General features: G+C 52.6%; 19 protein-coding genes. 11 read left to right on the plus strand and 8 right to left on the minus strand.

The genetic code is table 11. From position 1 onward, the window contains the following. Positions 1-10: 10 nt before the first annotated feature. Positions 11-691, minus strand: a complete 681-nt coding sequence (locus O0S10_RS08705) for a phosphoribosylaminoimidazolesuccinocarboxamide synthase (RefSeq protein WP_268925489.1) — start codon at positions 689-691, stop codon at positions 11-13. Positions 692-1572: 881 nt separating this feature from the next. Here O0S10_RS08705 and O0S10_RS08710 point away from each other — a divergent pair. From O0S10_RS08710 to O0S10_RS08730, 5 genes are all read left to right on the plus strand, one after another. Then, positions 1573-2187 carry an RlmE family RNA methyltransferase gene (locus O0S10_RS08710; RefSeq protein WP_268925490.1) on the plus strand — a complete coding sequence of 205 codons (615 nt, stop codon included), beginning with the start codon at positions 1573-1575 and terminating at the stop codon, positions 2185-2187. Continuing rightward, complete coding sequence (gene moaA, locus O0S10_RS08715; protein ID WP_268925491.1) at positions 2159-3130, plus strand: GTP 3',8-cyclase MoaA; 972 nt, start codon at positions 2159-2161, stop codon at positions 3128-3130. Before O0S10_RS08710 ends, moaA begins: the two co-directional genes overlap by 29 nt. A gap of 104 nt (positions 3131-3234) precedes the next feature. Beyond that, a complete protein-coding gene (locus O0S10_RS08720; protein WP_268925492.1) occupies positions 3235-4893 on the plus strand; it encodes a cache domain-containing protein in 1659 nt (552 codons plus the stop codon). Positions 4894-4994: 101 nt separating this feature from the next. Next, on the plus strand, positions 4995-6497 hold the full coding sequence (locus O0S10_RS08725; protein ID WP_268925493.1) for a glutamine synthetase family protein: 1503 nt from the start codon (positions 4995-4997) through the stop codon (positions 6495-6497). Between the two features lie 26 nt (positions 6498-6523). Further along, positions 6524-7621 carry a transglutaminase-like domain-containing protein gene (locus O0S10_RS08730; protein WP_268925494.1) on the plus strand — a complete coding sequence of 366 codons (1098 nt, stop codon included), beginning with the start codon at positions 6524-6526 and terminating at the stop codon, positions 7619-7621. A gap of 23 nt (positions 7622-7644) precedes the next feature. Here O0S10_RS08730 and O0S10_RS08735 read toward each other — a convergent pair whose 3' ends face one another. Continuing rightward, positions 7645-9126 carry a radical SAM/SPASM domain-containing protein gene (locus tag O0S10_RS08735; RefSeq protein ID WP_268925495.1) on the minus strand — a complete coding sequence of 494 codons (1482 nt, stop codon included), beginning with the start codon at positions 9124-9126 and terminating at the stop codon, positions 7645-7647. Between the two features lie 159 nt (positions 9127-9285). Then, entirely contained in the window at positions 9286-10251 is a 966-nt protein-coding gene (locus O0S10_RS08740) for a replication factor C small subunit (RefSeq protein WP_268925496.1), read from the minus strand. A gap of 90 nt (positions 10252-10341) precedes the next feature. Between O0S10_RS08740 and O0S10_RS08745 the strand changes: the two genes are divergently transcribed. The 3 genes from O0S10_RS08745 to O0S10_RS08755 are packed head-to-tail and all read left to right on the plus strand — an operon-like array spanning position 10342 to position 14563. Then, a complete protein-coding gene (locus tag O0S10_RS08745; protein ID WP_268925497.1) occupies positions 10342-11085 on the plus strand; it encodes a hypothetical protein in 744 nt (247 codons plus the stop codon). A gap of 11 nt (positions 11086-11096) precedes the next feature. Beyond that, positions 11097-11852: a metallophosphoesterase gene (locus O0S10_RS08750; RefSeq protein WP_268925498.1), complete on the plus strand. Its 756-nt coding sequence runs from the start codon at positions 11097-11099 to the stop codon at positions 11850-11852. Beyond that, positions 11849-14563: a DEAD/DEAH box helicase gene (locus O0S10_RS08755; protein WP_268925499.1), complete on the plus strand. Its 2715-nt coding sequence runs from the start codon at positions 11849-11851 to the stop codon at positions 14561-14563. The genes O0S10_RS08750 and O0S10_RS08755 overlap by 4 nt, the downstream gene beginning before the upstream one ends. Before the next feature lie 154 nt (positions 14564-14717). Here the strand turns inward: O0S10_RS08755 and O0S10_RS08760 are convergent, their stop codons facing one another. After that, positions 14718-15284, minus strand: a complete 567-nt coding sequence (locus O0S10_RS08760; RefSeq protein WP_268925500.1) for a TATA-box-binding protein — start codon at positions 15282-15284, stop codon at positions 14718-14720. Between the two features lie 126 nt (positions 15285-15410). Between O0S10_RS08760 and O0S10_RS08765 the strand changes: the two genes are divergently transcribed. Next, positions 15411-17117, plus strand: a complete 1707-nt coding sequence (locus O0S10_RS08765; protein WP_268925501.1) for an AMP-binding protein — start codon at positions 15411-15413, stop codon at positions 17115-17117. 222 nt (positions 17118-17339) lie between these two features. On the opposite strand, the gene O0S10_RS08770 is transcribed toward O0S10_RS08765, so the two are convergent. Both O0S10_RS08770 and O0S10_RS08775 read right to left on the minus strand, forming a co-directional pair. Continuing rightward, complete coding sequence (locus O0S10_RS08770) at positions 17340-18101, minus strand: acyl-CoA dehydratase activase (protein ID WP_268925502.1); 762 nt, start codon at positions 18099-18101, stop codon at positions 17340-17342. A gap of 1 nt (position 18102) precedes the next feature. After that, positions 18103-19233, minus strand: coding sequence for a double-cubane-cluster-containing anaerobic reductase (locus tag O0S10_RS08775; RefSeq protein WP_268925503.1), 1131 nt, complete (start codon positions 19231-19233; stop codon positions 18103-18105). 101 nt (positions 19234-19334) lie between these two features. Here O0S10_RS08775 and O0S10_RS08780 point away from each other — a divergent pair, with 101 nt between their 5' ends. Continuing rightward, positions 19335-20225 carry a class 1 fructose-bisphosphatase gene (locus tag O0S10_RS08780; RefSeq protein ID WP_268925504.1) on the plus strand — a complete coding sequence of 297 codons (891 nt, stop codon included), beginning with the start codon at positions 19335-19337 and terminating at the stop codon, positions 20223-20225. A gap of 3 nt (positions 20226-20228) precedes the next feature. Continuing rightward, positions 20229-21068 (plus strand): fructose 1,6-bisphosphatase, encoded by an 840-nt coding sequence (locus O0S10_RS08785; RefSeq protein WP_268925505.1) that lies wholly within the window; start codon positions 20229-20231, stop codon positions 21066-21068. A 110-nt stretch (positions 21069-21178) separates the two neighbouring features. Here O0S10_RS08785 and O0S10_RS08790 read toward each other — a convergent pair whose 3' ends face one another. Both O0S10_RS08790 and O0S10_RS08795 read right to left on the minus strand, forming a co-directional pair. Further along, on the minus strand, positions 21179-22417 hold the full coding sequence (locus tag O0S10_RS08790; protein WP_268925506.1) for an ABC transporter permease: 1239 nt from the start codon (positions 22415-22417) through the stop codon (positions 21179-21181). Further along, positions 22410-22648: ATP-binding cassette domain-containing protein (locus tag O0S10_RS08795; RefSeq protein WP_268925507.1), on the minus strand; the 239-nt coding region annotated here is incomplete at its 5' end. The genes O0S10_RS08795 and O0S10_RS08790, both read right to left, overlap by 8 nt.

Genomic DNA, 22648 nt, shown 5'->3' on the forward strand with positions numbered 1-22648 from the left:
GGGTGAAGTGTTACTCTCCCAGGACCAGTTTTTCAAGGTCAAGTGGAAGGATGTACTCGCCGTTGCGGTATGCACGCATGTTTCCGCCGGATATTTCATCGATGAGGACGATTTGATCCCCGATTTTGCCGAACTCGAACTTGATATCATAGAGTTCGATGTTCTTTTTGGAAAGTTCCTCCTTGATGATGGTGGCAATCTTTTGAGTAAGGTCCTTTAACGTTTCATAGTCCTTTGCAGAAACGATGCCGAGGATATCAAGGGCGTCTTTGGTAATCGGCGGGTCTTCACGTGCATCGTCTTTTAAGGTGGTCTCAACAAATGCGGGAAGGGCTGCCGCCTCTTCGACATAGTCGCCGTATCGGCGGTAGAAGCTGCCTACTGCACGGAACCGGCAGATGACTTCAAGGCCTTTGCCAAAGGTTTTGGCAGGTTTTACGGTCATCGTGACGTCATCGATGTTGCAGTCGATGTAGTGGGTCGGGATACCCTTCTTGTTGAGGATCTCAAAGAAGTGTTTTGTCAACCGGAGGCCGGCACGGCCCGCGCCGTCAATGGTGAGGCCAATGGTGTTCATGCCCGGATCGAAAACGCCGTCAGCGCCGGTGCAGTCATCCTTAAACTTCAGCAGATAGTTTCCGTCATCGAGTGCGAAAACGTTCTTCGTTTTGCCGGTGTATACCAGTTTCATGGTAGAGAAGTGTTGTCTGTATTTGGGTATAATTCTTTGGCGGTGACGGAACCTTTCCGTTTTTCAGCAGGAGGCATTACGTCGTTTAATACTGCCTTCTTCTATCATGCCGTGTTCTTTCGGTGAACGCCAGCTCTGTCCGCAGAGAATATTTCTGAGTGGATGTACTGGGTGCTGCGTCCTCCTCCTGTTTTTTGGATATGGAATCTTCAGTACGGATTCTTCCTCCCCACAATGCACAGGCGAGAAGAAATATTCCCCCAACCTGGGAAATCCATTTTGTATTGCTCATTTACGCCCTCTCGCTTCGGATTCGATCAGGATCTGACGGAAATGTTTATCCATCGGATTGAAATCGTTGAATCCTAATATGAGAGGATTATATTCACGGAACTTCTTGAAATGAAAACTGAACGCAATTTCGGATTTTGTACAGATATCGGGACGAAATTTTCAAGGAAAAATTTTCAAGAAAATGAGTGAGTCTAAATTTGCAGGACACAAATCAGGTTTTGCAAATCATATATATTTTTAAAAGTTTCACGATTTTTGGGTTTACAACATGATTGAGAATAGATTAATACCACGTCATGTACTATATACTATCATATTAGGATGTAATGTTTTATGCATCAGTTTGCGTATATTTTTACCAAAATCCGATATCTGTTCGAACCATCGCTCATTTTCATATCTTTTGCCTGAGACCATGGACCTTGCCAATTTCCGCAGATTCCGGTAGATGCGGATACCTCAGAAAAAAAATTTCCGGAAAAGCGCAGCAGAACACCAATTGTTCTGGGGAAATTATGCATTGGAAGAACCGGCTACATTATATTACCGCACTACTCTATAATAATAGAGATACGGAGACAGCCGCAATGGGGTCGCAGTGGACAAAAGACAATATATACAGAAAATCCGTACGTGACGGGTATCGTGCCCGTTCCGCCTACAAACTCATCGATATCAACCAGCGATTCAACGTAATCAGAAAAACCGACAACGTTGTTGACCTCGGCGCAGCTCCCGGGAGCTGGCTGCAGGTTCTCCGCACCATGACCGAAGGCCAGCTGCTCGGTGTTGACCTCAACCCCATTGTCCCGATGGAAAACGTCATCACCGTCACCGGCGACTTCACAACACCTGAGATTCAGGAGATAGTCCTGGAACGTATGCCGCTTGTCAATGTTGTCGTCTGCGACGCAGCCCCCCACCTCTCCGGTGCAAAAGCCTACGATCAGGCCAGAATAATGGCACTGAATGAGGATGCTCTGCGGTTTGCCGAAAAACTCCTGAAACAGGGAGGCAACTTCGTGATGAAATCTTTTCAGGGAACTGATTTCAACGAACTTCTTGAGCTTGTCAAGGAACGCTTCTACTCTGTCCGGGTAATCCGATCCACTGCAACCCGCAGAGGAAGCACCGAGTGCTATATTGTTGCAAAGAACTTTATCGGAGATGCTGATGACGACCGGAAAAAATCCAGCGAATAATATTCTCACCGATGCATACGGCAGAACCATCACCAACGTGAGAATTGCCTTAACCAATGCCTGCAACCTCCGGTGTATCTACTGCCATCACGAAGGCGAGGAGATCAACGGCTGCACTGTAGGTGATCCTCACATCCAGCTGACCAAAGATGAGATTGCCGAACTGATCGGTGTCTTTGCAGAACTCGGCGTCACCACCATCAAACTCACCGGTGGAGAGCCGACACTCCGCTCCGATCTTCTGGACATTATCCGTTCCATTCCTCCGCACATTGAATCTTCGATGACCACCAACGGAACACTTCTTGGAAAAATGGCAACAGATCTCAAGACTGCCGGTCTTTCCCGCGTTAATATCAGTCTTGATACCATGCGCCGCGACCGGTATCAGAAGATCACGGGCCGCGATCTTCTGCCCGAAGTTCTTGCCGGGATAGAGGCCGCAATTACTGCCGGCCTCACTCCGGTTAAACTCAATATGGTTGTTCTGAAAGGAATCAACGACGATGAGATTGAAGATTTTCTCTCTTATGTCAGAGGCAGAAAAGACATCATTCTCCAGATTATCGAATTGATGGACGTCAACGGCTGGGCAGACCATATCGATCATATCGAAGATGTCATCCGCGGAAACACAACCATCGTCGGAGATCTGGAAAAAGATCTCGCGTCCCGTTCAACCCAGGTCATGACCCGCAGGATGCATCACCGCAAAAAATACTGTCTGGACGGCGCTGAAGTGGAAGTGGTGCGGCCGATGCACAACCTTGAATTTTGCGCGAACTGCAACCGCCTTCGGGTTACCTCAGACGGAAAACTCAAGCCATGTCTCCTTCGAACCGGAAACGAAGTGAACATCCGGGGCCTTCACGGGGATGATCTGAAAGCGGCAATTGCAGAGGCAGTACAGAATCGATCTCCATATTTCACCAAAAAAACCTAAAAAGTTTCTATTTCCGGAAAAATCTATTTTTTAAATGTGTACGGAGAACTACTAAATAGCGTTACAACCAATGTATTACCCTACAATATACGAAGGTTGTTTCATTGAGATCTCTGAGTAGTCTGTTCATCTGTATTCTCGTAGTTTTTTTTGCAGCGGGAATCGGCTGTATTCTTTTCGCAGAGTCCTCAGTCCCTGCGGAGACCTACGATGAACAGACGGCACTTGCAGAAATACTTCTCAACGATATTGCAAACCACACCTCCGAACTAAGTGAATCCCTTCTCCTGGTCGCAGCATACCAGGGTACAATCTCCGCAGACGACCCCGCGGTTTCCAAGAGCCTTTCCGATCTGTATGTCAACAACCCGAGTTCCACTTCGATTTATCGCGTGAATAACGACAATGTCGTGGTTGCCGCGGTTCCCGAATCGGCACAATCCCGGATCGGTTATCAGATTACCGGCTTCGATTTTGATCCGGAAAACATGTCAGCATCCCTGTACCTCGAAATGTACCATCGCCAAAGCAGGGACTCAACTGATCTGTCCCTGCTTGTTCCCGTGTATTCACCAGCCGGTGAATATGAGGGATACATTGCATTTGTCCTGAACCCCGATCTCTTCTTTGGTCCGGCACTCACCAAGGCCGCCCTGGGCCGGGGCGAGGTCATTTTTCTCCTCAATGATGACGGTGAAATTCTCTACTGTCAGGAAAATACCCTGATTGGCAATAATGCCATTCAGCTTGCAGACAAATCAGGATTTGATACCGCAGACATTCTTTCCCGTATGGTTCGTGAGAAATCCGGCACGGCAACTCTTCCCGCCTACAGCTACGGATTCCTGAAGTATGTTACTCTTTCAGCCGCCTGGGACACGCTGGAGACCGACTACGGCAATGTTACCGTTGTTGTCAGTACAGTAACCAATGCGCAGTGGACAGTGGATATACCTTCCGCAACCACCAACGACACGCTTGAATCCTTTGTGACTTCCGCGTATCTGTATGCGGTGGAAAACGGCCGGGAAAAAGCATGTGCTGCATTCAACGATCCAAACGGGCCATTTGTGACCCAACAATATGTGATTGCCGCGTTTGACACGAACGGTACACTCCTTGCCGATGCTCTGCGTCCAAATCTCATCGGTTCGGATCGCAGTATTCTGACGGACTCAAACGGAGTTCAGATTCTCCAGACACTTGTACAGCGGGCAAGTCAGGGCGGAGGTCATGCGATGTACCTGCATCCAAACCCCATGCACGACCAGCGTCTGGAGATTAAATCGTCCTATATCCAGCCGGTGAATGAGAGCTGGTTTGTTGTTGCAGGTAAATATCTGGACGAAGAGCCGACCTATGCTGATCCATGTCTCAAAAATGAGATAATTCAGTATGCCCGGTCAGTAAAGCAGTATGCACTTGATAATGACAGGGATGCAGCCGTGGCGGAGATGAACAATCCGGATGGAATATTCTTCCGCGACGACGTTCTCCTAATGGCGGTTGATGCAGATGATATTGTCATTGCCAGCCCCAACAATCCTACTCTTATCGGCACCAGCATCACTGGCATAACTGACATCTACGGCGCATCGATCGGCCGTGATATTCTCTCCTCGGCCCACTCCGGCGGCGGGATGCAGTATCAGTATCTGCCCAACCAGTTCACGCATGAAAGTGAGATGACTCTTATCTATACGATGCCGGTTGATGACACCTGGTTCCTTGCCGCGGGTATTCCCCTGACCTGGGAACCATGATCCAATTCCCCTGATTTTGGTCAGTATTTTCTGTTCTTTCCTCCCTGTGATCCACCACACATGGTTGAGTATTTATGCCGTCCGTTCGAATAGTTACGGCAATGAATGATTCAGAAGTACTGATGAATCCCAATGATCTGGTACAGTTCCTGAAGAAAAATCCTGCTGATTTTACGAAGGAGGACATCATCCGTTTTTGCGAGGAAAATGCAATTGAGATGGTGAACTTCCGGTACGTTGCAGGCGACGGAAAACTGAAGACGTTGAATTTTGTTATCTCTTCCAAAGAATATCTGGATACCATTCTCTCGGACGGAGAGCGTGTCGACGGCAGCAACATCTTCCCGTTCATCGAGGCAGGAAGTTCCGATCTGTATGTTGTTCCGCGCTACAGTACGGCATTTGTGGATCCGTTCGCAGAAGTGCCGACACTGGATATTCTCTGTTCTTACTATGACAACGAGGGAAAACCGCTTGCATCCTCTCCGGAGTACATTCTGCGCTGTGCACGCGATGCGTTTAAGAAAAACACCGGCATGGACTTCAAGTGTCTGGGTGAACTTGAATATTATGTAATCTGTCCCGAGGAAGACCTATATCCGGGGCTTGATCAGAAAGGTTACCATGCATCAGGCCCCTTCTGCAAATTTGAGGAAATGCGTACTGAGGCGATGCTGATGGTTGCCCGTGCAGGCGGTCAGATCAAGTACGGCCACTCGGAAGTCGGCTGCTTCACCAAGGACGGTTACTACTACGAACAGCACGAGATTGAGTTCCTGCCAACCGATCCGATTCTTGCGGTTGAGCAGATTGTGATTGCAAAGTGGGCGCTGCGGATGCTTGGCTACAAGTACGGTGTTGAGGTCTCCTATGCGCCGAAGATCACCGTTGGCAAAGCCGGTTCCGGTCTGCACTTCCACATGCTTGCGGAGAAAAATGGCAAGAACATGATGGTCAAGGACGGCCGGCTTTCCGATACGGCAAAGAAGATGATTGCCGGAATTCTGGATGTCGGCGATGCGGTTACAGCGTTCGGCAACCCGATTCCTACCTCCTATCTGCGGCTGGTTCCGCATCAGGAGGCACCAACCTACATCTGCTGGGGCGACCGCAACCGGTCGGTTGTTGTCCGTGTTCCGCTGGGCTGGACAGGTTCGGTCGATATGGCAGCCGAGGCAAACTTCGGCATTCACCGCAGAGCAAACAAGGCGTCCAAACAGACGTTTGAGTACCGCGTGGCCGACGGTTCTGCTGATATTTACGAGACGGTCGCCTGCCTGATCGTCGGTGCGATGCACGGTCTTGCCATGCCCGATGCACTTGAACAGGCGAAGAAGCTGTATGCAAGCGGCAACATTTTCAACAAAGAGTATGCGGCATTCTTAAAGACACTGCGCCAGCTTCCGACCTGCTGTGATGAGTCGGCGGATGTGCTTCTTGCAAAGCGTGCACTCTTTGAAGCGGACGGCATCTTCCCCGCAGGCGTAATTGATGCACAGGCAAAGAAGCTGAAGGCGTTTGGTGACAAGGGGTTATCCGACAGTCTGCTTGGTAACACGGATGCGTTCGCCGAACTTGTTACACGCTACCTCCACGTGGCGTAACATCCCTTCCTTTCCTTTTTTTGAACATGCGGCGTGTAAAGAATGTGCAGTATCCGGCAATCGTCCCTGGCAGTGCGGCAGGTGAGGTTACCGTCCGGCTCACGTTTCCGTTCCGTCATCTGCATCATAGTTTTACGATTGCGGTACCGCAATCGCTGTATGAGGGTGCGCGATCGTCGGGGAAGGCGGCGCATGTTCCCGCAGGCATCGGTGATGCCTGGCTTGCCGGATATTATACCGCGTTTACTTCTGATCCGGCGCTTGTGCCGTTTTACCGGATACTGCTGTCGGAGCTTCGAAAAATCCGTTCATCCCAGAACTATGACGATGATGCATACCTTGAGCTGATTGCCGCATTTGTGCAGTCGATCCCGTACGATACGGAAAAAGTTGCCGCAATCGATCGCGCTCCGCGGTTTCCGGTGGAAACGGTGGTGGACAGGAAGGGCATCTGCAGTGACAAGTCGTTGCTGCTTGCAGGGCTTCTTGCCCATGAGGGCTACGCAGCAGCAGTGTTGCACTTTTCCCCGGAAAACCATCTCGCGGTCGGTATTCCCGTACCGGAAGGATACGATTTTCATGGATGCGGGTGTGCGGTGATAGAGTCAACAGCTCTTGGGTTTGTAGGCGATGCGGAGGGAGCGTTTCCGGCAGGTGACGGAAAGGTCCGGACGCTTGCATCCCGTCCGAAGGTATTTTTTGTAGGGCACGGCTCGAAGCGGTACGGAAGTATTGCCGAGGTGTCCAAAATTCTTTTGGTTCGCTCCGCTCTGCGGGAGAAACTTGCGGAGGAGGGTTCGTTTGTACACGATATCCGATCCGAAGAGGAGATCATCTTCAGGAGTAAGGCAGAGCTTGCGGCATCACGCAACCGGCTTGAAGCACTTGAGGCAGAAACAGCAACAATTTCAGGGGATACGGATACGTTTGCCGCGGCATATGCAGTTTACCGGAAAGCGGTTGCAGACCATAATGCCGGCGTTGCCCTGCTTGCCAGGAGGATTCAGCGCTACAACCAACTTGTTGATGAGTACAACCGGCTTGCTGCGACACTCACATTTCTTCAGCACAACCGGCTGGACCGGCCCGCAGTTTTTGCGCGGATACGAAATCTGCGGATATGAACGGTCTCATCCGTTCAAAAAAGTTATGCCTGATCCGCTGCATGCTCTGCCGTGGCGGGGGTATGGGTTATTTTCAGTGCGGTGTAGTACTCAATGTTATTGATGCAACCGGGATCAGGTCCCAGCGGGTTTCCGAAGTAGCCGTATGCACGTGCCCGGCATCCACCGCAGTGATAGCGGTACTCGCAGGAACCGCAGGAACCTTCGATTTTATCCTTGTTTCTGAGATCGGTGAACAAGGGATCGTGTCTCCATAGTTCCTCCAGATCGCTTGTGCGTACATTTCCGACGGTTTTTGGGAAGAACACGCACGGATCGATGTCTCCGTTCGCCCGGATCGCCATGTAGAACCGGCCAGCACCACATCCTCCCACAAACTCTGTCAGCCCGAGCAGACTTTCGTTCACCTCCTGATTGCAAAAATGTGTCGGCACCATCATTTGACCGCCTGCACAAGACTGTTGCAGGGCAACCCGTGCAAACTGCGGAGCAGTGGTCAGCACCTGGCAATCTGAGGTTCTGTTCTTCTCATAGAGCATATGTAAGAGTTCCTCGCGTTCCTGCGGACTGAGGTCCTTTTCCATCATATCCTGTCCCCTTCCGGTCGGCACAAAGTTGTAGGCCATCACCCAGTTGACACCGAGATCGCTGCAGAGGTCGATGATTTTCGGGATCTGATCATAGTTTTCCTTTGTTGCGGTTGTGGAGATGTTGACAAAGAATCCTGCGGCAACGGCATTTTTCACGCCTTCGATCGTCCGGTCGAATGCCCCGGGAATTCCGCGGAACTCATCGTGTGTCTTTGCGTCTGCTCCGTCGATGCTGATCTGCACATATTCGGCACCTGCTTTGCGGAGTTCGTCGGCACGTTTTGGAGTGATCAGTGTTCCATTCGTTGCAAGTGCAACATAGATCCCCTGATCCCGTGCGTGACTGATGAGCTGCAGAATGTCCGGACGTACCAGTGGTTCACCTCCGGAGAATGCAATCACGGCAACGCCGAGTTTTGCCAGACGATCGATCAGGTGCAGCGCCTCTTCGGTGGTTAGTTCGTCGTCAAGTGCTTTTCCGGCGGATGCGTAACAGTGGCGGCAGCGGAGGTTGCACCGGTGGGTAACATCCCATACTACCTGAAAAGGTGCCCCCGGAACGAACGGACGACGGACACCAAACTCTGCGATGCCCTTCATCACTGAGACAAGGCCTTTGCGCCAGTATGCATCCCGGAACGTCTTTTTGATCTCATCTTCGGGAACACCAAAATTGCGTGCCCCTGCCCGGATAATGAAGGCCACCTCGCGTGATGCTCGGCGGCACCTCGGGCATACATCATCCCGTAATCCCAGATACTGTTCGAGTGCAATTTCCAGACGATTTCCTCCGCATTCTTCACATTCCTGACTCATTCCGGAGATGATCCGCCGCGACAAGGGGTTGCCTATTAAGACACTGAGAATATTGATGCTTGTTTCTGTTTCCATATCGATCACTATTACAGGAAACATCAGTTTTGTACTCATAAATATCGATGGAATGTGACAAAAATCGGTAAAGCAAATATATTTGTGATGTATTTTGCGTGTGGATGTCTCACTTATCAATATTTTGAAGGTGACAAAAAAGAATGACAGGAACTCCCGTAAAGCGTGTGTCCGAAAAAAAGTTCACGGGGCAAGTCCCGTCTTCACAAATCGGGCAAGCAGTGCATCCATTTGAATATCCGCATCTGCACCTTCGCTTAAGCGGAAGTCCGTTTCACCGAGATGATCGATCAATGAGACCTTCAGTTTGCGATTCAATGATTCCGAGGTGGAAATTGTCCGGTACATCTGGTTGAGCAGTTCATTTGGTGCAATGCCGCGATCATACATCAGCGCCCGAAGTGTCCGCTCCGCCGTTTCAAAGTCGCCGGAAAGTGCGACTGATACGAGGTCTTCGATCTCCTCGGGCTTTGCATTCGAGGTGATCGCATACACGTTCTCCGCGGTCACAACATCCGACACAATTGCCGCACCCTGAAGAGCGTTGATTGCTTTTCGCATATCTCCCTGGGCAATATAGGTGATTGCCGCATAAGCATTCTCCTCAATGATGATGCCTTCCGTTTCTGCAATGCGGCGCATCTCCTCGGTGACTGCCGCATCATCCAGCGGCCGGAACCGGTAGATGGCACAGCGGCTCTGGATCGGGTCGATGATCTTTGACGAGTAGTTGCAGGAGAGAATAAACCGGCAGGTCTCCGCATAGTTCTCCATTGTCCGGCGGAGTGCTGCCTGTGCATCCTGTGTCAGTGCGTCTGCTTCATCCAGAAACAGAATTTTAAACGTCGCATCACCGAGAGGCGACGTCCGGGCAAACTGCTTGATCTGGTTGCGGACCACATCAATGCCGCGCTCATCGGAAGCGTTCAGCTCGCGGAAATTCATACTCCAGGTATCACCGAACATCTCACGTGCCAGCGCAACCGCGCAGGTCGTCTTACCGACGCCTGCAGATCCGGTAAACAGCAGATGGGGCAGTGCTCTGCTCTTTACGTATGACTGCAGCCGCTCAACGATCTCCCGCTGTCCAGCAACCTCAGAGAGGTTGTGCGGACGGTATTTTTCTATCCAGATGCCGGGGGACTCCATAGTACCTATCCTTTTGGGTGTACAACGGAATAATTTCTTGTATTCCATTCCCAAACAAACTTACCGCCAAAATGCCAATAGTACAGAAATATGGAACTGCCGAATCATCATCCCTCCTCGCGAATGCCTGCTGCGGCATGCATTACCGCATGGGAACTGACCGGCAGAAACATCTCGGTAGTTTCCGGCGGAGGCTTTCGGACACCGTACGGTAGCTTCTCCGGCAAGCTGTTCTTTGTGGGAACTCTCACCGAAAAAATTCTGAGAAACGGCCGGTTGTCATCCCTCCGCGTAAGCGACCCGACCGGCGTACTCACCTTCTCCCTCCCTCCGCAGAATGCCGCGCTCATCCGTACAGCAGACGCACTCGATATTCCCGGTTTTGTTGCGGTTACCGCAACCGTGAAACTCCGGGACTCTGCAGGAAAAACCTACCTCGAACTGATCCCCGACATTCTCAGTCCCGCCGATCGGAAAACACGGGACGCCTGGCTGTGCTGCGTCGCAGAAGAGGTACTTGTGCGCATCGCTGCACTTTCGCCTTCGCCTGAACGAAAGGAGTTTGCCGATGTTCTCGTCAATGCCCTCGCCAATGTCCGGGACGAAAATCCCGTTCCCGTCCCTGCACCGGAAACTCCGGCTGCGGTCACGGATGTTCAGCTGCTTGCCATTATTACCGAGCTTTCCGGGAAAAAAGGAGCGCCAATAGCTGACGTTATTGCCCGTGCGGAAACGCTCGGCATGAATGCAACCGATACCAAGGCTGCCCTTGCCCGTCTGATGGAAGAGGGCGAGTGCTACACGCCGACCACTGAACTCATCAAAGTAGCCTGAACAATACAGCAATGAACCCCGAATTCTATCCTGCCGGACCGGCTGTCCTCATCGAACGAAACGTCCGGACACTGGTCATCGCCGACCCTCACTTCGGCGTCGAAGCCGACCTTCACCGTCGCGGTCTCCATTTTCAGAGCGGAACTGCTTCCCGGCTGTCCCGGCTTCTGACAATCATTGAGGAAAGCGATCCCGACTACCTCGTCGTCTTAGGTGATCTCAAACACATGATCCCCTACGTCACTTATCAGGAGAAAAACGAAGTTCCGATTGTCCTCAAAAAAATCCGGGAGAAGACCGAGTTCCGGCTCGCTCCCGGCAACCATGACACAGGTCTGGAAAAATATCTTCTGAAAGATGAACTGCTTCCGGTAAACGGTGCGGTCATCGACGGCTGCGGCTACATGCACGGTCACACCATTCCCGCGTCCGAACTTGCCGGAAAACTCATTCTCTGCGGTCACCACCACCCGGTCGTCAACATCTACGATGAAGTCGGCTGTTCGCTTCGCGGAACACCCGGCTACCTCCTCGCAGAGATCGACAATGCCGCAGTTGACCTGCCGGAAACACCTGCCGCAACCCGCGTCCTTCTCGTGCCTGCTTTCTATGAACTTGCGGGCGGTATGGACGTCCGGCTGATTCCGGGAAACAAGATATCTCCCCTCGCAAAAGCGATCAGAACCGATACCGCCGAGGTGTTTCTCAAAGACGGCACGTATGTTGACACGTGGGAAGATCTTACCCCCGACCCGGAGGATACATGACCGCAGCTATCGAAGAACTGCGGGAAAGTCTGCACCCGAAAATCCGCGAAGCCCTGGACAAACGGGGCTTTGACGAGTTCTCCGAGATTCAGATGCGTGCGGTTCCCAAACTCATCCGCGGAGACAATGCCATCCTGATTGCACCGACCGGAACGGGAAAAACCGAAAGCGCACTGCTGCCGATCTTTCACCGGATGCTTACCGAGCCGCATCCGCCCGGATTTACCACGCTCTACATCACACCGCTTCGCTCCCTCAACCGCGACATGATGAACCGGCTTGAATGGTGGGGCAAAGAACTCGGGCTTCGCATCTCCGTCCGCCACGGCGATACCACGCAGAACGATCGTCGCAAACAGGCAACGCATCCGCCCGACCTGCTTATCACCACGCCCGAAAGTCTTCAGGCGATGATGATGGGCAAAGTGCTGCGTAAACATCTCGCCGGCGTCCGCTTCATCGTCATCGATGAAATCCACGAACTCGCCGGTTCCAAACGCGGTGCACAGCTCTGTGTAGGGCTGGAGCGGATAATGGAACTCTCCGGCGAAGTCCAGCGTATCGGTATCTCTGCAACTGTTGGAAACCCGGACGTCATCGGACAGTTCCTCTGCGGCAAACGTCCCTACACCATCGTGCAGGTGCCGGTCGCAAAAACACTTGACCTCACCGTCCGGTTTGCGGGCGAGTCATTTGCAGATCAGACGAAACTGATCGAGAAATGCATCGATTCCCACACCTCAACTCTTGTCTTCACCAACACGCGCAGCGTTGCCGAGGCTATCGGCCATGCTCTCCGGGAGCGCGGCGACATTGATGTGCATCACGGCTCTCTTTCACGGGAGATGCGGGTTGACGCAGAAGACCGGTTCCGTGCGGGCCTCACGCGGGGCATGATCAGCACATCTTCCATGGAGCTTGGCATCGATATCGGCCAGATCGATCACGTTGTGCAGTTCAATTCTCCGCGCGAGGTTGCCCGGCTGATTCAGCGGACCGGCCGTGCCGGACACCAGTTGCACGCAACCTCAAAGGGTACGGTTCTTGCGACCGGGTTTGACGACTGTATTGAGTCGATGGTGATCGTTCGCAAAGCCATGGAGAACGAACCGGAGAATGTCCGCCCGCACATCAATGCAAGCGATGTCATCGCAAACCAGATCGCCGCACTTGCGGTTGAGCGCGGCGAAATTGCAATCAAAAAGATCGAAGAGATCTTTTCCCGCAGCTACTGTTTCGCGGACGCAGGTCCCCTGATCCGTGAGGTCATTGCCCAGATGGAGAAGCACTACCTCATCAGGACCGAAAGCGACATGGTCATCACCAAGGCACGTGCCCGCCGGTACCTCTCACAGAATCTGTCGATGATTGCTGATGAGAAGAAGAGTGTCGTCTTTGACGTGGTGTCCCGCAAACCCGTCGGCACGCTGGACGAGTCGTTTGTGATCAGCTGGATCTCATCCGGTGCAGTGTTTGTTGCCCGCGGTCAGATGTGGCGGGTGCTTGATATTGACGAGGACCGCATCATGGTCGAGCCTGCGAAGAATGCAAAAGGCGAACTGCCATCGTGGGAAGGGGAACAGATTCCTGTTCCCTTCACGGTTGCCATGGAGGCGGGACAACTCCGCCGTCTGCACAACTTCGACGGTTACCACGCAGATGAACGGACAGTAATGTTTTCGGAAAAGATTCTTGCCGAGATGAAGAAGAACCGATCGATCGTTGCGACTGACAAAGTGATCGTGCTTGAGGATGCGGACGAAGGCGTTGTCATCAATCTCTGCGGCGGCCACAAGGTCAACGAGGCACTTGGCCGCGTACTGTCGATTCTTCTGTCCGCACGGTATGGTACAGCGGTCGGTATTGAGACGAATGCCTACCGGATTCTTCTGCGGCTGCCGAAGTTTTTGCGTGCGCCGGACGTGGACGAGGTACTCTGCTCGCTTGAACCGGAACACATTGAAGCGATTCTTACGCTTGCACTCAAAAAGACCGCTCTGTACAAATGGAAACTGGTGCAGGTTGCAAAGAAGTTCGGCGCAATAGATGCAGATGCTGACTATGAAAAAATCAGTATCAATCGTCTGTTGGATCTCTTTGACGGTACGGTGATTGAAAAAGAGGCGTTCCGCGAACTGTTCTTCTCAAACATGGATGTGGAACATGCGCGTCTTGTTGTACAGATGATCCGGGATCACGGCATGGAGACGGCAACAAGCCGCCTGTCCATTATCGGTGCGGAGGGTCTTTTCACTGGCAGGGATGTGATTGTACCTCCCGGAGAGGATCAGGCGATTATTGCAAGCGTGAAACACCGCATTGATGAGCAGGACATCATACTTGCGTGCATGCACTGCAAAAACTGGAAGAGCCGCACCAAGGTAGGCCGCGCTCCCGATACCCCGCAGTGTCCTGTCTGCGGCGCACGGCTGATTGCGGTTCTCAAACCCTACGACGAGAAGATGTATCTTGCGATGAAAAAGAAGAACAAGAGTACCGAGGAGCGTGAGGCAGAAGCGCGGATGATCCGCAACGCAAACATGGTGCTCTCCAGCGGGAAGAAGGCAATCATTGCGCTTGCCGGACGCGGGGTGGGTCCTGAGGCTGCGGCGCGGATATTGAACACGTTTGCAACCGGTGATGCCTTTTACCGTGAAATTCTGAAGGCTGAGAGAAAGTTCGTCCAGACCCACCGGTTCTGGTCGGATTGAATACTATCGTACATCAGAATTGCTATTTTGATTCAGGGGTTCTTTTCGAGCCCCGGAAAAATACACACTTCCGAAAAAAAAGATTCGGGGATATGTTGATGAAACGACCCGGTTTTTGGGATGTGTCCTGACGGACGCGGGAGACATCCCGGAATTATTTTTGTTCTTTTAAGATGGTTTCCAGACGCTCTTCGAGGAAGTCAAGGCCGCGGCGGACATCATCAAGATTCTTGCCGCCGGTCAGAATGATCTTTCCTGAGGAGAAGAGGAGCGCGACGATCTTCGGATCCTTAATGCGGTAGACAAGACCCGGGAACTGCTCCGGCTCGTACTCAATTGCCTCAAGGGACAGGGTTGCCACGACACGGTTCAGGTTAATGAACTTGCCAATATCATAGGAACAGACGATGTTCGTCACCGCAACTTTGGGGACGTCCAGTGTTTTTACGCCTGCTTCCTTGAGGGATTTCAGGATGATCTCAAGACCGTCCTGAAGTGCGGATTCGTTTCTAATGCCGGTTAAGACCACTTTTCCCGAGGAGAAGATCAAAGATGCCATTCTCGGTTCATCGATACGGTACACTGCGCCGGGGAACCGTTTGGTGTTCAGTTCACAGCCGTCAATCTTTTCAGCAATCTCTGCCAGGTTAATCTCATCTGCGATTACGCCGGATGCAACGATATTTTCGATCTTCAGCGAATCGTATGTTTTCCCATCCATCTCTATTTAATACGAGAGACACAAGCATAATACTTCGCGTCCGTTGCTTAGTCCCGGTCCGAATAGCCTCTTTGGTCCTGCTCGAATTAATTACCTCAGACGTCCCATTCATATAGGACAATAACCATGACAGAGACGCTAGGGGCCCCGGCCATCGGGGGCAACATTGGCAACTATGAAGAGACGTACCGCACGTTCTCTCTTGTCGCGCCAAAGTACTACAACTTCGCGTTTGACGTGGTCGATGCCTGGGCCAAAAAGGATCGCAACCACTTAGCGATGATCTGGGTAAATCAGCAGGGTGTTGAAAAGAAGTTCACGTTCTGGGACATGATGGTCCACTCAAATGAGGCCGCAAATATTCTGATGAAATTCGGGATTCAGAAAGGCGATCGTGTCCTTCTGATGCTTCCGCGCGTTCCGGAGTGGTGGATTCTGGTCCTCGGCATCATGAAGCTGGGCGCAGTGTTCTGTCCGTCGCCCCACATGCTGACGGTGAAGGATATTGCCTACCGGATGAAGGTCGGCAACTTCAAGATGGTTATCACCGACAGTGAAAATATGGACAAGGTCGATCAGGTCGCAGCCGACTGTCCAAACCTCCAGCTCCGCATGCTGGTGGACGATAAGCCCGGCGAGCGGCTGCCCACCCCGTGGATCGGCTACCAGAATGAACTGCTGTATCCGGCACCGGTTTCCACGAAACTCGTGAGCAGTGTCGGCCGCAAGATGCTTGCAACCGATCCGATGCTGATCTACTTCACTTCGGGAACCACCAAAGATCCGAAGATGGTGCTGCACGACTACGGTCACCCTCTCGGTCAGACGGTGACGGCAAAGTTCTGGCATGACCTGACTGAGTATGATGTACACTTTACGGTGTCGGATACCGGATGGGCAAAGTGCGGCTGGGGAAAGATTTACGGTCAGTGGATCTGCGGCGCATGCATTTTTGTGTATGACTACCGTACGAAGTTCCATGCAACCGAACTTCTGCCGCTGATCGAGCGGTACGGCATTACGTCGTTCTGTGCACCGCCGACGATCTACCGGATGCTGATCATCGCGGATCTGAAGAAGTTCTCATTTAGTGAGCTGCGCACCTGCACAAGTGCCGGCGAGCCGCTGAACCCGGAGGTTATCCGCATCTGGAAGGAAGGAACGGGCCTTACGATCCGCGAGGGATATGGCCAGACCGAAACCTGCTGCTGTATTGCAACAATGCCCGGCATGGAGGTCAGGCAGGGTTCGATGGGCAAGCCTGTCCCCGGCTGGCACATTCAGCTCCATGACGACGATGGAAACGAGGTTCCGCAGGGAGAGACCGGCAGAATCGCTATCTCGCTGAGCCCGAGACCGGCGGGTCTTATTCGCGAGTACCTCGACAACCCCGAGGAGAACACGGCGATGTTCGTCAACGGCTGGTACTACACCGGTGACAAGGCATATCTGGATGAGGACGGCTATTTCTGGTTTGTCGGCAGAAATGATGATGTGATCAAGAGTTCCGGCTACCGTATCAGTCCGTTTGAGGTGGAGTCCACGCTTCTTGAACACCCGGCGGTCAAAGAGAGTGCAGTTGTCGGAAGTCCCGACTCCATCCGCGGCATGGTGATTAAGGCGTTCATCGTTCTGCACGACGGATACCAGCCGTCAGAGAAACTGGTGAAAGATATTCAGGACTACGTGAAGCGGACGACTGCTCCTTACAAGTATCCGCGCCTGATCGAGTTCGTTGCCGAGCTGCCGAAAACCATCTCCGGCAAAATTAAGCGTGCCGAACTCCGCAGCCGTGAACTTCAGCGGTTTACAGAAGAGAACGAGGACAACTGATTTTTTTCTTTTTTTGACAAGCATCTCTTGTGATGTCAGGTCATATTCGCATTGCATTTTTCTGGGAAATAGAGGCGGGTAAGTGGCAGGTAAGATTTGGATGGGAGTCCCATACGAATCCCAACGTAGTGAAGGCATGAGACCTGCGGTGTCTGTGGGTAAAAAACATCATGCCCGCTTCCTCAGGACCGGGCAGGCACACCATACCCGCCGCAAAAATGATCACGATGCAGGAAAACCCTTCACTGCAGCACCGATTGCTCCGGCAAACTGTGCCTCGGGAGAGGTTACCACAGGACGGTTCAGCCGGTCCTCCAGGGCAGTGCGGACTGCACTGCTTGCAGACAGTCCGCCCGAGAGAAAGACAACGTCCACAACCCGCACACGTGCCGCAAGACCTGCGGCCTTCTCGGCAGTGGATGCAATGACTCCTGCAAGAATATCCGCACGGTTTGCACCCGACGCACGGAGACCAATGACCTCTGACTCGGCAAAAACCGCGCAGGTACTTGTAATCCTGACCGGAACCGCCCCAGATACCGCTACATCCAGCGTTGCAAACGTCTCGCCAAGGGTCTCAAGCATCATCTCAAGAAATTTCCCGGTTCCTGCGGCACACTTGTCATTCATAATGAAATCCGCGACCGCTCCGTTTTCGTCACAGATGATGACCTTGCTGTCCTGACCGCCGATGTCAATCACCGTCCGCACCGCGGGATTCAGATAATGAACACCCAGTGCATGGCACGTGATTTCGGTTACTGCCGCATCCGCTTCAATCGAGACTCGCCCGTAGCCGGTCGCCGTAATGAACAGCTCCGATCGCGCAATCCCGTGCTTTTGCATGAGTTCCCTACACATCTTCTCTGTGAGTTCCCGCATGTTCCAGCCGGACGGAACAATCGCGAGTTGGACAACTGCACCATCCTGCATCAAAGCAAACTTTGTGTACCGTGAACCGGCATCAACCCCCAGCGAATACATCTTACAGCATCTCCAGAAATGCGGACAGGCGGGTTGAAATCTGGCCGGTATCAGCACAGGAATAGTCGGCTTCCAGATGTATGAACGGGGTCTTTTTCACGCCGGACACATACGTACGGAGTTTTGTACTTTCTGCGTTGAAGGTGTGGCAGGCGACAAGACCCATGTCAACCACACCATCAACGCGATACTCATCGATCTTTTCCCCAATGATCTCAAGCCGGGTGGTATTCGGTGTCATACAAGAGCAGGGGATTCTGATGTACTTGCGGGCGAGTGCGTCATAGACATCCGGGTTTTCCTCGTCCACAAGGAGTTCTACTGCCCGTGAACCGATGCAACCTTCAAGATATACGACCGATCCTCCGGCAGATTCTATTGCGTCGATGACTTTGACCGTCGCTCTGGTTACCGGGGATCCGGTAAGGAGAATACGTTTCGAACGCCTGACCAGAGTCGGGCGGGAGGCGTACGTTTCTTTGAGCATCTGAAGTTCTGCAAGTTTCCCGGCAGGATCAAACGAGGTTGTAGAGGAGTTGAACATCTCAAACAGCTCCTTTCCGGAAATCCGGGGAGGATCTTCTCTTGCAAGATGATAGACATCCGCGAGCGCCTGCCGTTCTGCATTCAGTGCACGAATCTGATCGCGAACCATCTCGTCTGTGATGGTTGTACCAAAGATCTCCTCCAGCCGTTTCGCAAACTTTCTGAACTCGATCGTTAGAAGAGTGATGCTGTCTTCATCGATCATCTGCGGGAGATGAATCACATGTACCGGGATCTCTTCAGAGAGGTACTCAAACATCTTCTTCTTGCCGTCGCAGGTCGTCTCGCCTACGATAAGTTTCGCGAAATGCGCGTAGGAACAACGACCGCCCAGAAGCGATCCGTAGCTGGACTTCACCAGCGGGCAGAAGTTGACCGGAAGGTCAGCTTCTGCTGGGGGAATAGTGGTGTCCGTTCCGCCGCAGAGTGAGATGGGCACCGCTCCTGCGGCACGTATCAGCTCACGGGGAACAAACGTACAGAACGTGCCGACAATGGGTTTTTCGCGGGAGAGCTCACGAATCCTCAGAAAATTTTTCCGATGTGTTTCGGAGAAGGTGTCAAAGTCTGCAGGGAGATCGTTCATTACTGTACTCATCGGCAAATGGCGCATATAGTGCTTCTGTTTAACGGATGATGAATCCCTTATTTACCGTTCACGTCCAATATAGAATGCAGTGAATATTCATGACGACCCTACAGGAATATCTCAAAAACTCCGGCGTATATGAAGATCTCAGCAAAATAATTGCGCTGATTGCGGATCAGGCGGAGCCTATACGCGCGGCGTTTATCAGCAATCAGAGTTATGCTGACTCAACCAATGCTTCCGGAGAACAGCAGGCCGCGATGGACACCTGGGCCGATACGCATATTACCCGTGTCCTTGCAAAGAGCGGACTTGTGCGTGCGGTCGCCTCTGAGGAACAGGATGACATTACCACATTCTCCTCATCGTCAAAATACTCGGTTGTGATGGATCCGCTGGACGGTTCTTCCCTGATCTCGGTGAACCTGTGTGTCGGTACAATTGTGGGAATCTACGACGGCGATGTGCTGCAGCCGGGAAAGAATCTGAAGGCTGCGTTTTACATGCTCTACGGTCCGATGACAACCCTCACGCTGTCAGTCGGGCACGGGGTTGCGATCTTTGCCCTGAACAGTGACGGCGTGTATCAGATGCTTGCAGACAAGGTGATGATTCCGGAAGGAAATCTCTACGGCTCGGGAGGTCTCCGGACGGAGTGGCTGCCGGAGCATGCAAAATTCATCGCAGATATCGAGGCGGCAGGCGGCAAGAACCGGTACTCGGGTTCGTTTGTTGCAGATTTTCATCAGGTACTGAAGTATGGAGGTGTGTATGCGTATCCGCCGACGATGAAATCGCTGGACGGAAAACTTCGGCTGGTGTTTGAGGTCAATCCGATAGGATTTCTGGCAGCACAGGCAGGAGGGGCTGTTTCAAACGGTGTTTCGAGTACACTTACGGTGGTGCCGGCAAAGGTACACCAGAGAACACCGATCTATGTGGGCAGCCGCGGCATGATTGAGGCAATCGAAAAGATTCACAACGCGTAACATATGGCAACGACAATTTCCGTATGTGCTCTGCCGCTCGGCGGCATTGCAGGGTCTGCGGCGATATTTCCGGATGTGCTGCAGAGGGCGGCAAAGGTGTTGAAAGAGGCGGAAGGGTCGCTTCTGACGGATTCATTGGTGACGCATGTTGCCGACTGGCTGGTGCTGGTGATGGTGCATGGTCAGGGTGGGGCGTCGCCACTGGTTACGGCCCTGAAGGATGCGGCGGTTGCTGCGGCTGCGGAGACGGCAGGAAAGCGGCGGCTGTTTTCCCGCAATGAAAAACCCGTGATGTGCGGCTTGTCGTTTGCGGAGCGGGAGAGCGAACCGTTTGTGCTGTTTCTTGCCGGATCAAGTGCTCCGAAGTTCTGGAACCCGGTTTTGCTATCCCAGTTTGCCGATCCGTTTGCAACACCCTCTCTCGCGGACGGAAACGGCTTTGTGTTCTGTACCGAGGATGCAGTCATGTTTCAGACGCCGCTGGATCTGCACCGGCTGATTGCCGCGGCAAAGAGTTCTGCGATAGTTGGCGTCGCTGCTGATGCCGACACTCCTGCAGCATCTGCCGGTTCGGGTGTGATAATGATTGCCCGTGCGGAGTGTCCCTGTCCAACCACCGCGGAACTCTGCGGTGTGTTTGCCCGTCCCCGTATTTCGCCGGAGGGCGTGTTCTGTCCGGTAAGTCTGTGTGACGGCAGGACCGTGGCCAACGGTGTTGTGCCGGTGGTGGCACTCGGTTTTTCGGTTGCTGATGGAAAACTCTCCGGTCCGGTGGATCTCTTCGACAATCCGGCGTTTGATGCTGCACGGAATGCGGCAGGAAAACTTTCCGGCTACCTTTGACTTTTTTTCCGTCCAAGATTTCTGTGGTTGAACAAAATAGTTTGATCTGGCTTTTTCACGGTATCCCGGCAGTTAAAACCGCAAATAAAAAAACGGTGTTCTGAAAATGTTCAGTCCGAAGCCAGTGCTTCCACCGGATTCAGATTTGCCGCTTTCCATGCCGGATACAGACCTGACAACAGACAGACAAGAATGCCGATCACAATACCGTACGGGATGTAGATCAGAACCGACGGGGCAAACATCAGACTGATGTTGCCAAACAGGAGACCAATCACCACTGCCGATGCGCCGACACTCAGAACACCGCCGATCACCGCTCCTATCAGGCCGATGATCGCTGCCTCATACAGAAACATCAGCAGCACCTGATTGCGGAGCGTGCCGATACTGCGGAGAATACCGATCTCCCGGATACGCTCGTTCACACTCATCAGCATCACGTTGAAGATGGCAACCGCTGCAACCAGAAGGGAAATGCCGCCGATGGCAACCAAGAAGAGCGAGATCATTCCAAGACCCTCCTGCATCATCGCAGCAAACTGTCGCGCGTCCATAACATATACCCGGTCGTCTGTGTCCCGGTCGGCGCGTCCGTTCATCCGCTTCTCAATTGCGGAGGAGATGGCATCCAGATTATCCAGGTTGCCGGTTTTCACCATTGCAGAACTGTAGAGATTGTGCGTGTTTACGATTGATTCATACCAGGTTGTCGTTCCGACAATTGCACTGTCAGTGGAGAACGTCAGCGACATGCCGGAGTTCTCCAGAATACCCACAACACGTACCGCTGTTGTCGCACCGTTCTTGTCCGTCATTGTGAGCCGGCTGCCGATACGGAGATCATGGTCATCTGCAAGCTTTTCGCCGATCAGAACACCCTCCGAACCGCGGGGAACTTTTCCGCTCTGAATTGTCACCAGCTCGGGAATGTCGCCCGGCCTCAGACCATAGGTCTGGGCGCCGAACTCCTTGTTCTGAAACTTCGCAACTTTGGTTCCCTGGTACATCGGAATCAGCGAGTAGTCCGAGGTGGCGGATCGTATCGCCGCCTCAATGTCACGCATATCCTTTGAGGACAAACCGGTCGCGGGAATACCATCCACCGTTTTCTCCTCCACTGACATGATCGTCAGCGAGTTCGTTGACGAAGACAGAAGTGACGTCATGTCAGTCGAAAATGCGGCGCCCATCATGCCAAGCGAGGTAATCGCCAGAACACCGATGATAATGCCGATCATCGAAAGCATTGATCGCAGGAAGTTCAGTCGCAGATTCCGCATCGACAACTCAAAAATGATGGGGGAGACAATCCGGCTGAGAGCCGATGTGTTCTGTTTTTTACTCATTCACAATTTCCCCGTCGCGGATAACAATCGTCCGGTTCGCATACGTTGCCGTCTTTGGATCGTGCGTAACCATGACAATGGTTCTTCCTTTCCTGTTCAGATCCTGAAGCAGAGCCATGATCTGTTCGCTCATCTTGGAGTCGAGGTTGCCGGTCGGTTCATCGCAGAGGAGAAGCGCCGGATCGTTTGCAAGGGCGCGTGCGATTGCCACCCGCTGCTGCTGACCGCCGG

Origin of the sequence: Methanocorpusculum petauri, assembly GCF_026891975.1 — an archaeon.
Lineage (GTDB): Archaea > Halobacteriota > Methanomicrobia > Methanomicrobiales > Methanocorpusculaceae > Methanocorpusculum > Methanocorpusculum petauri.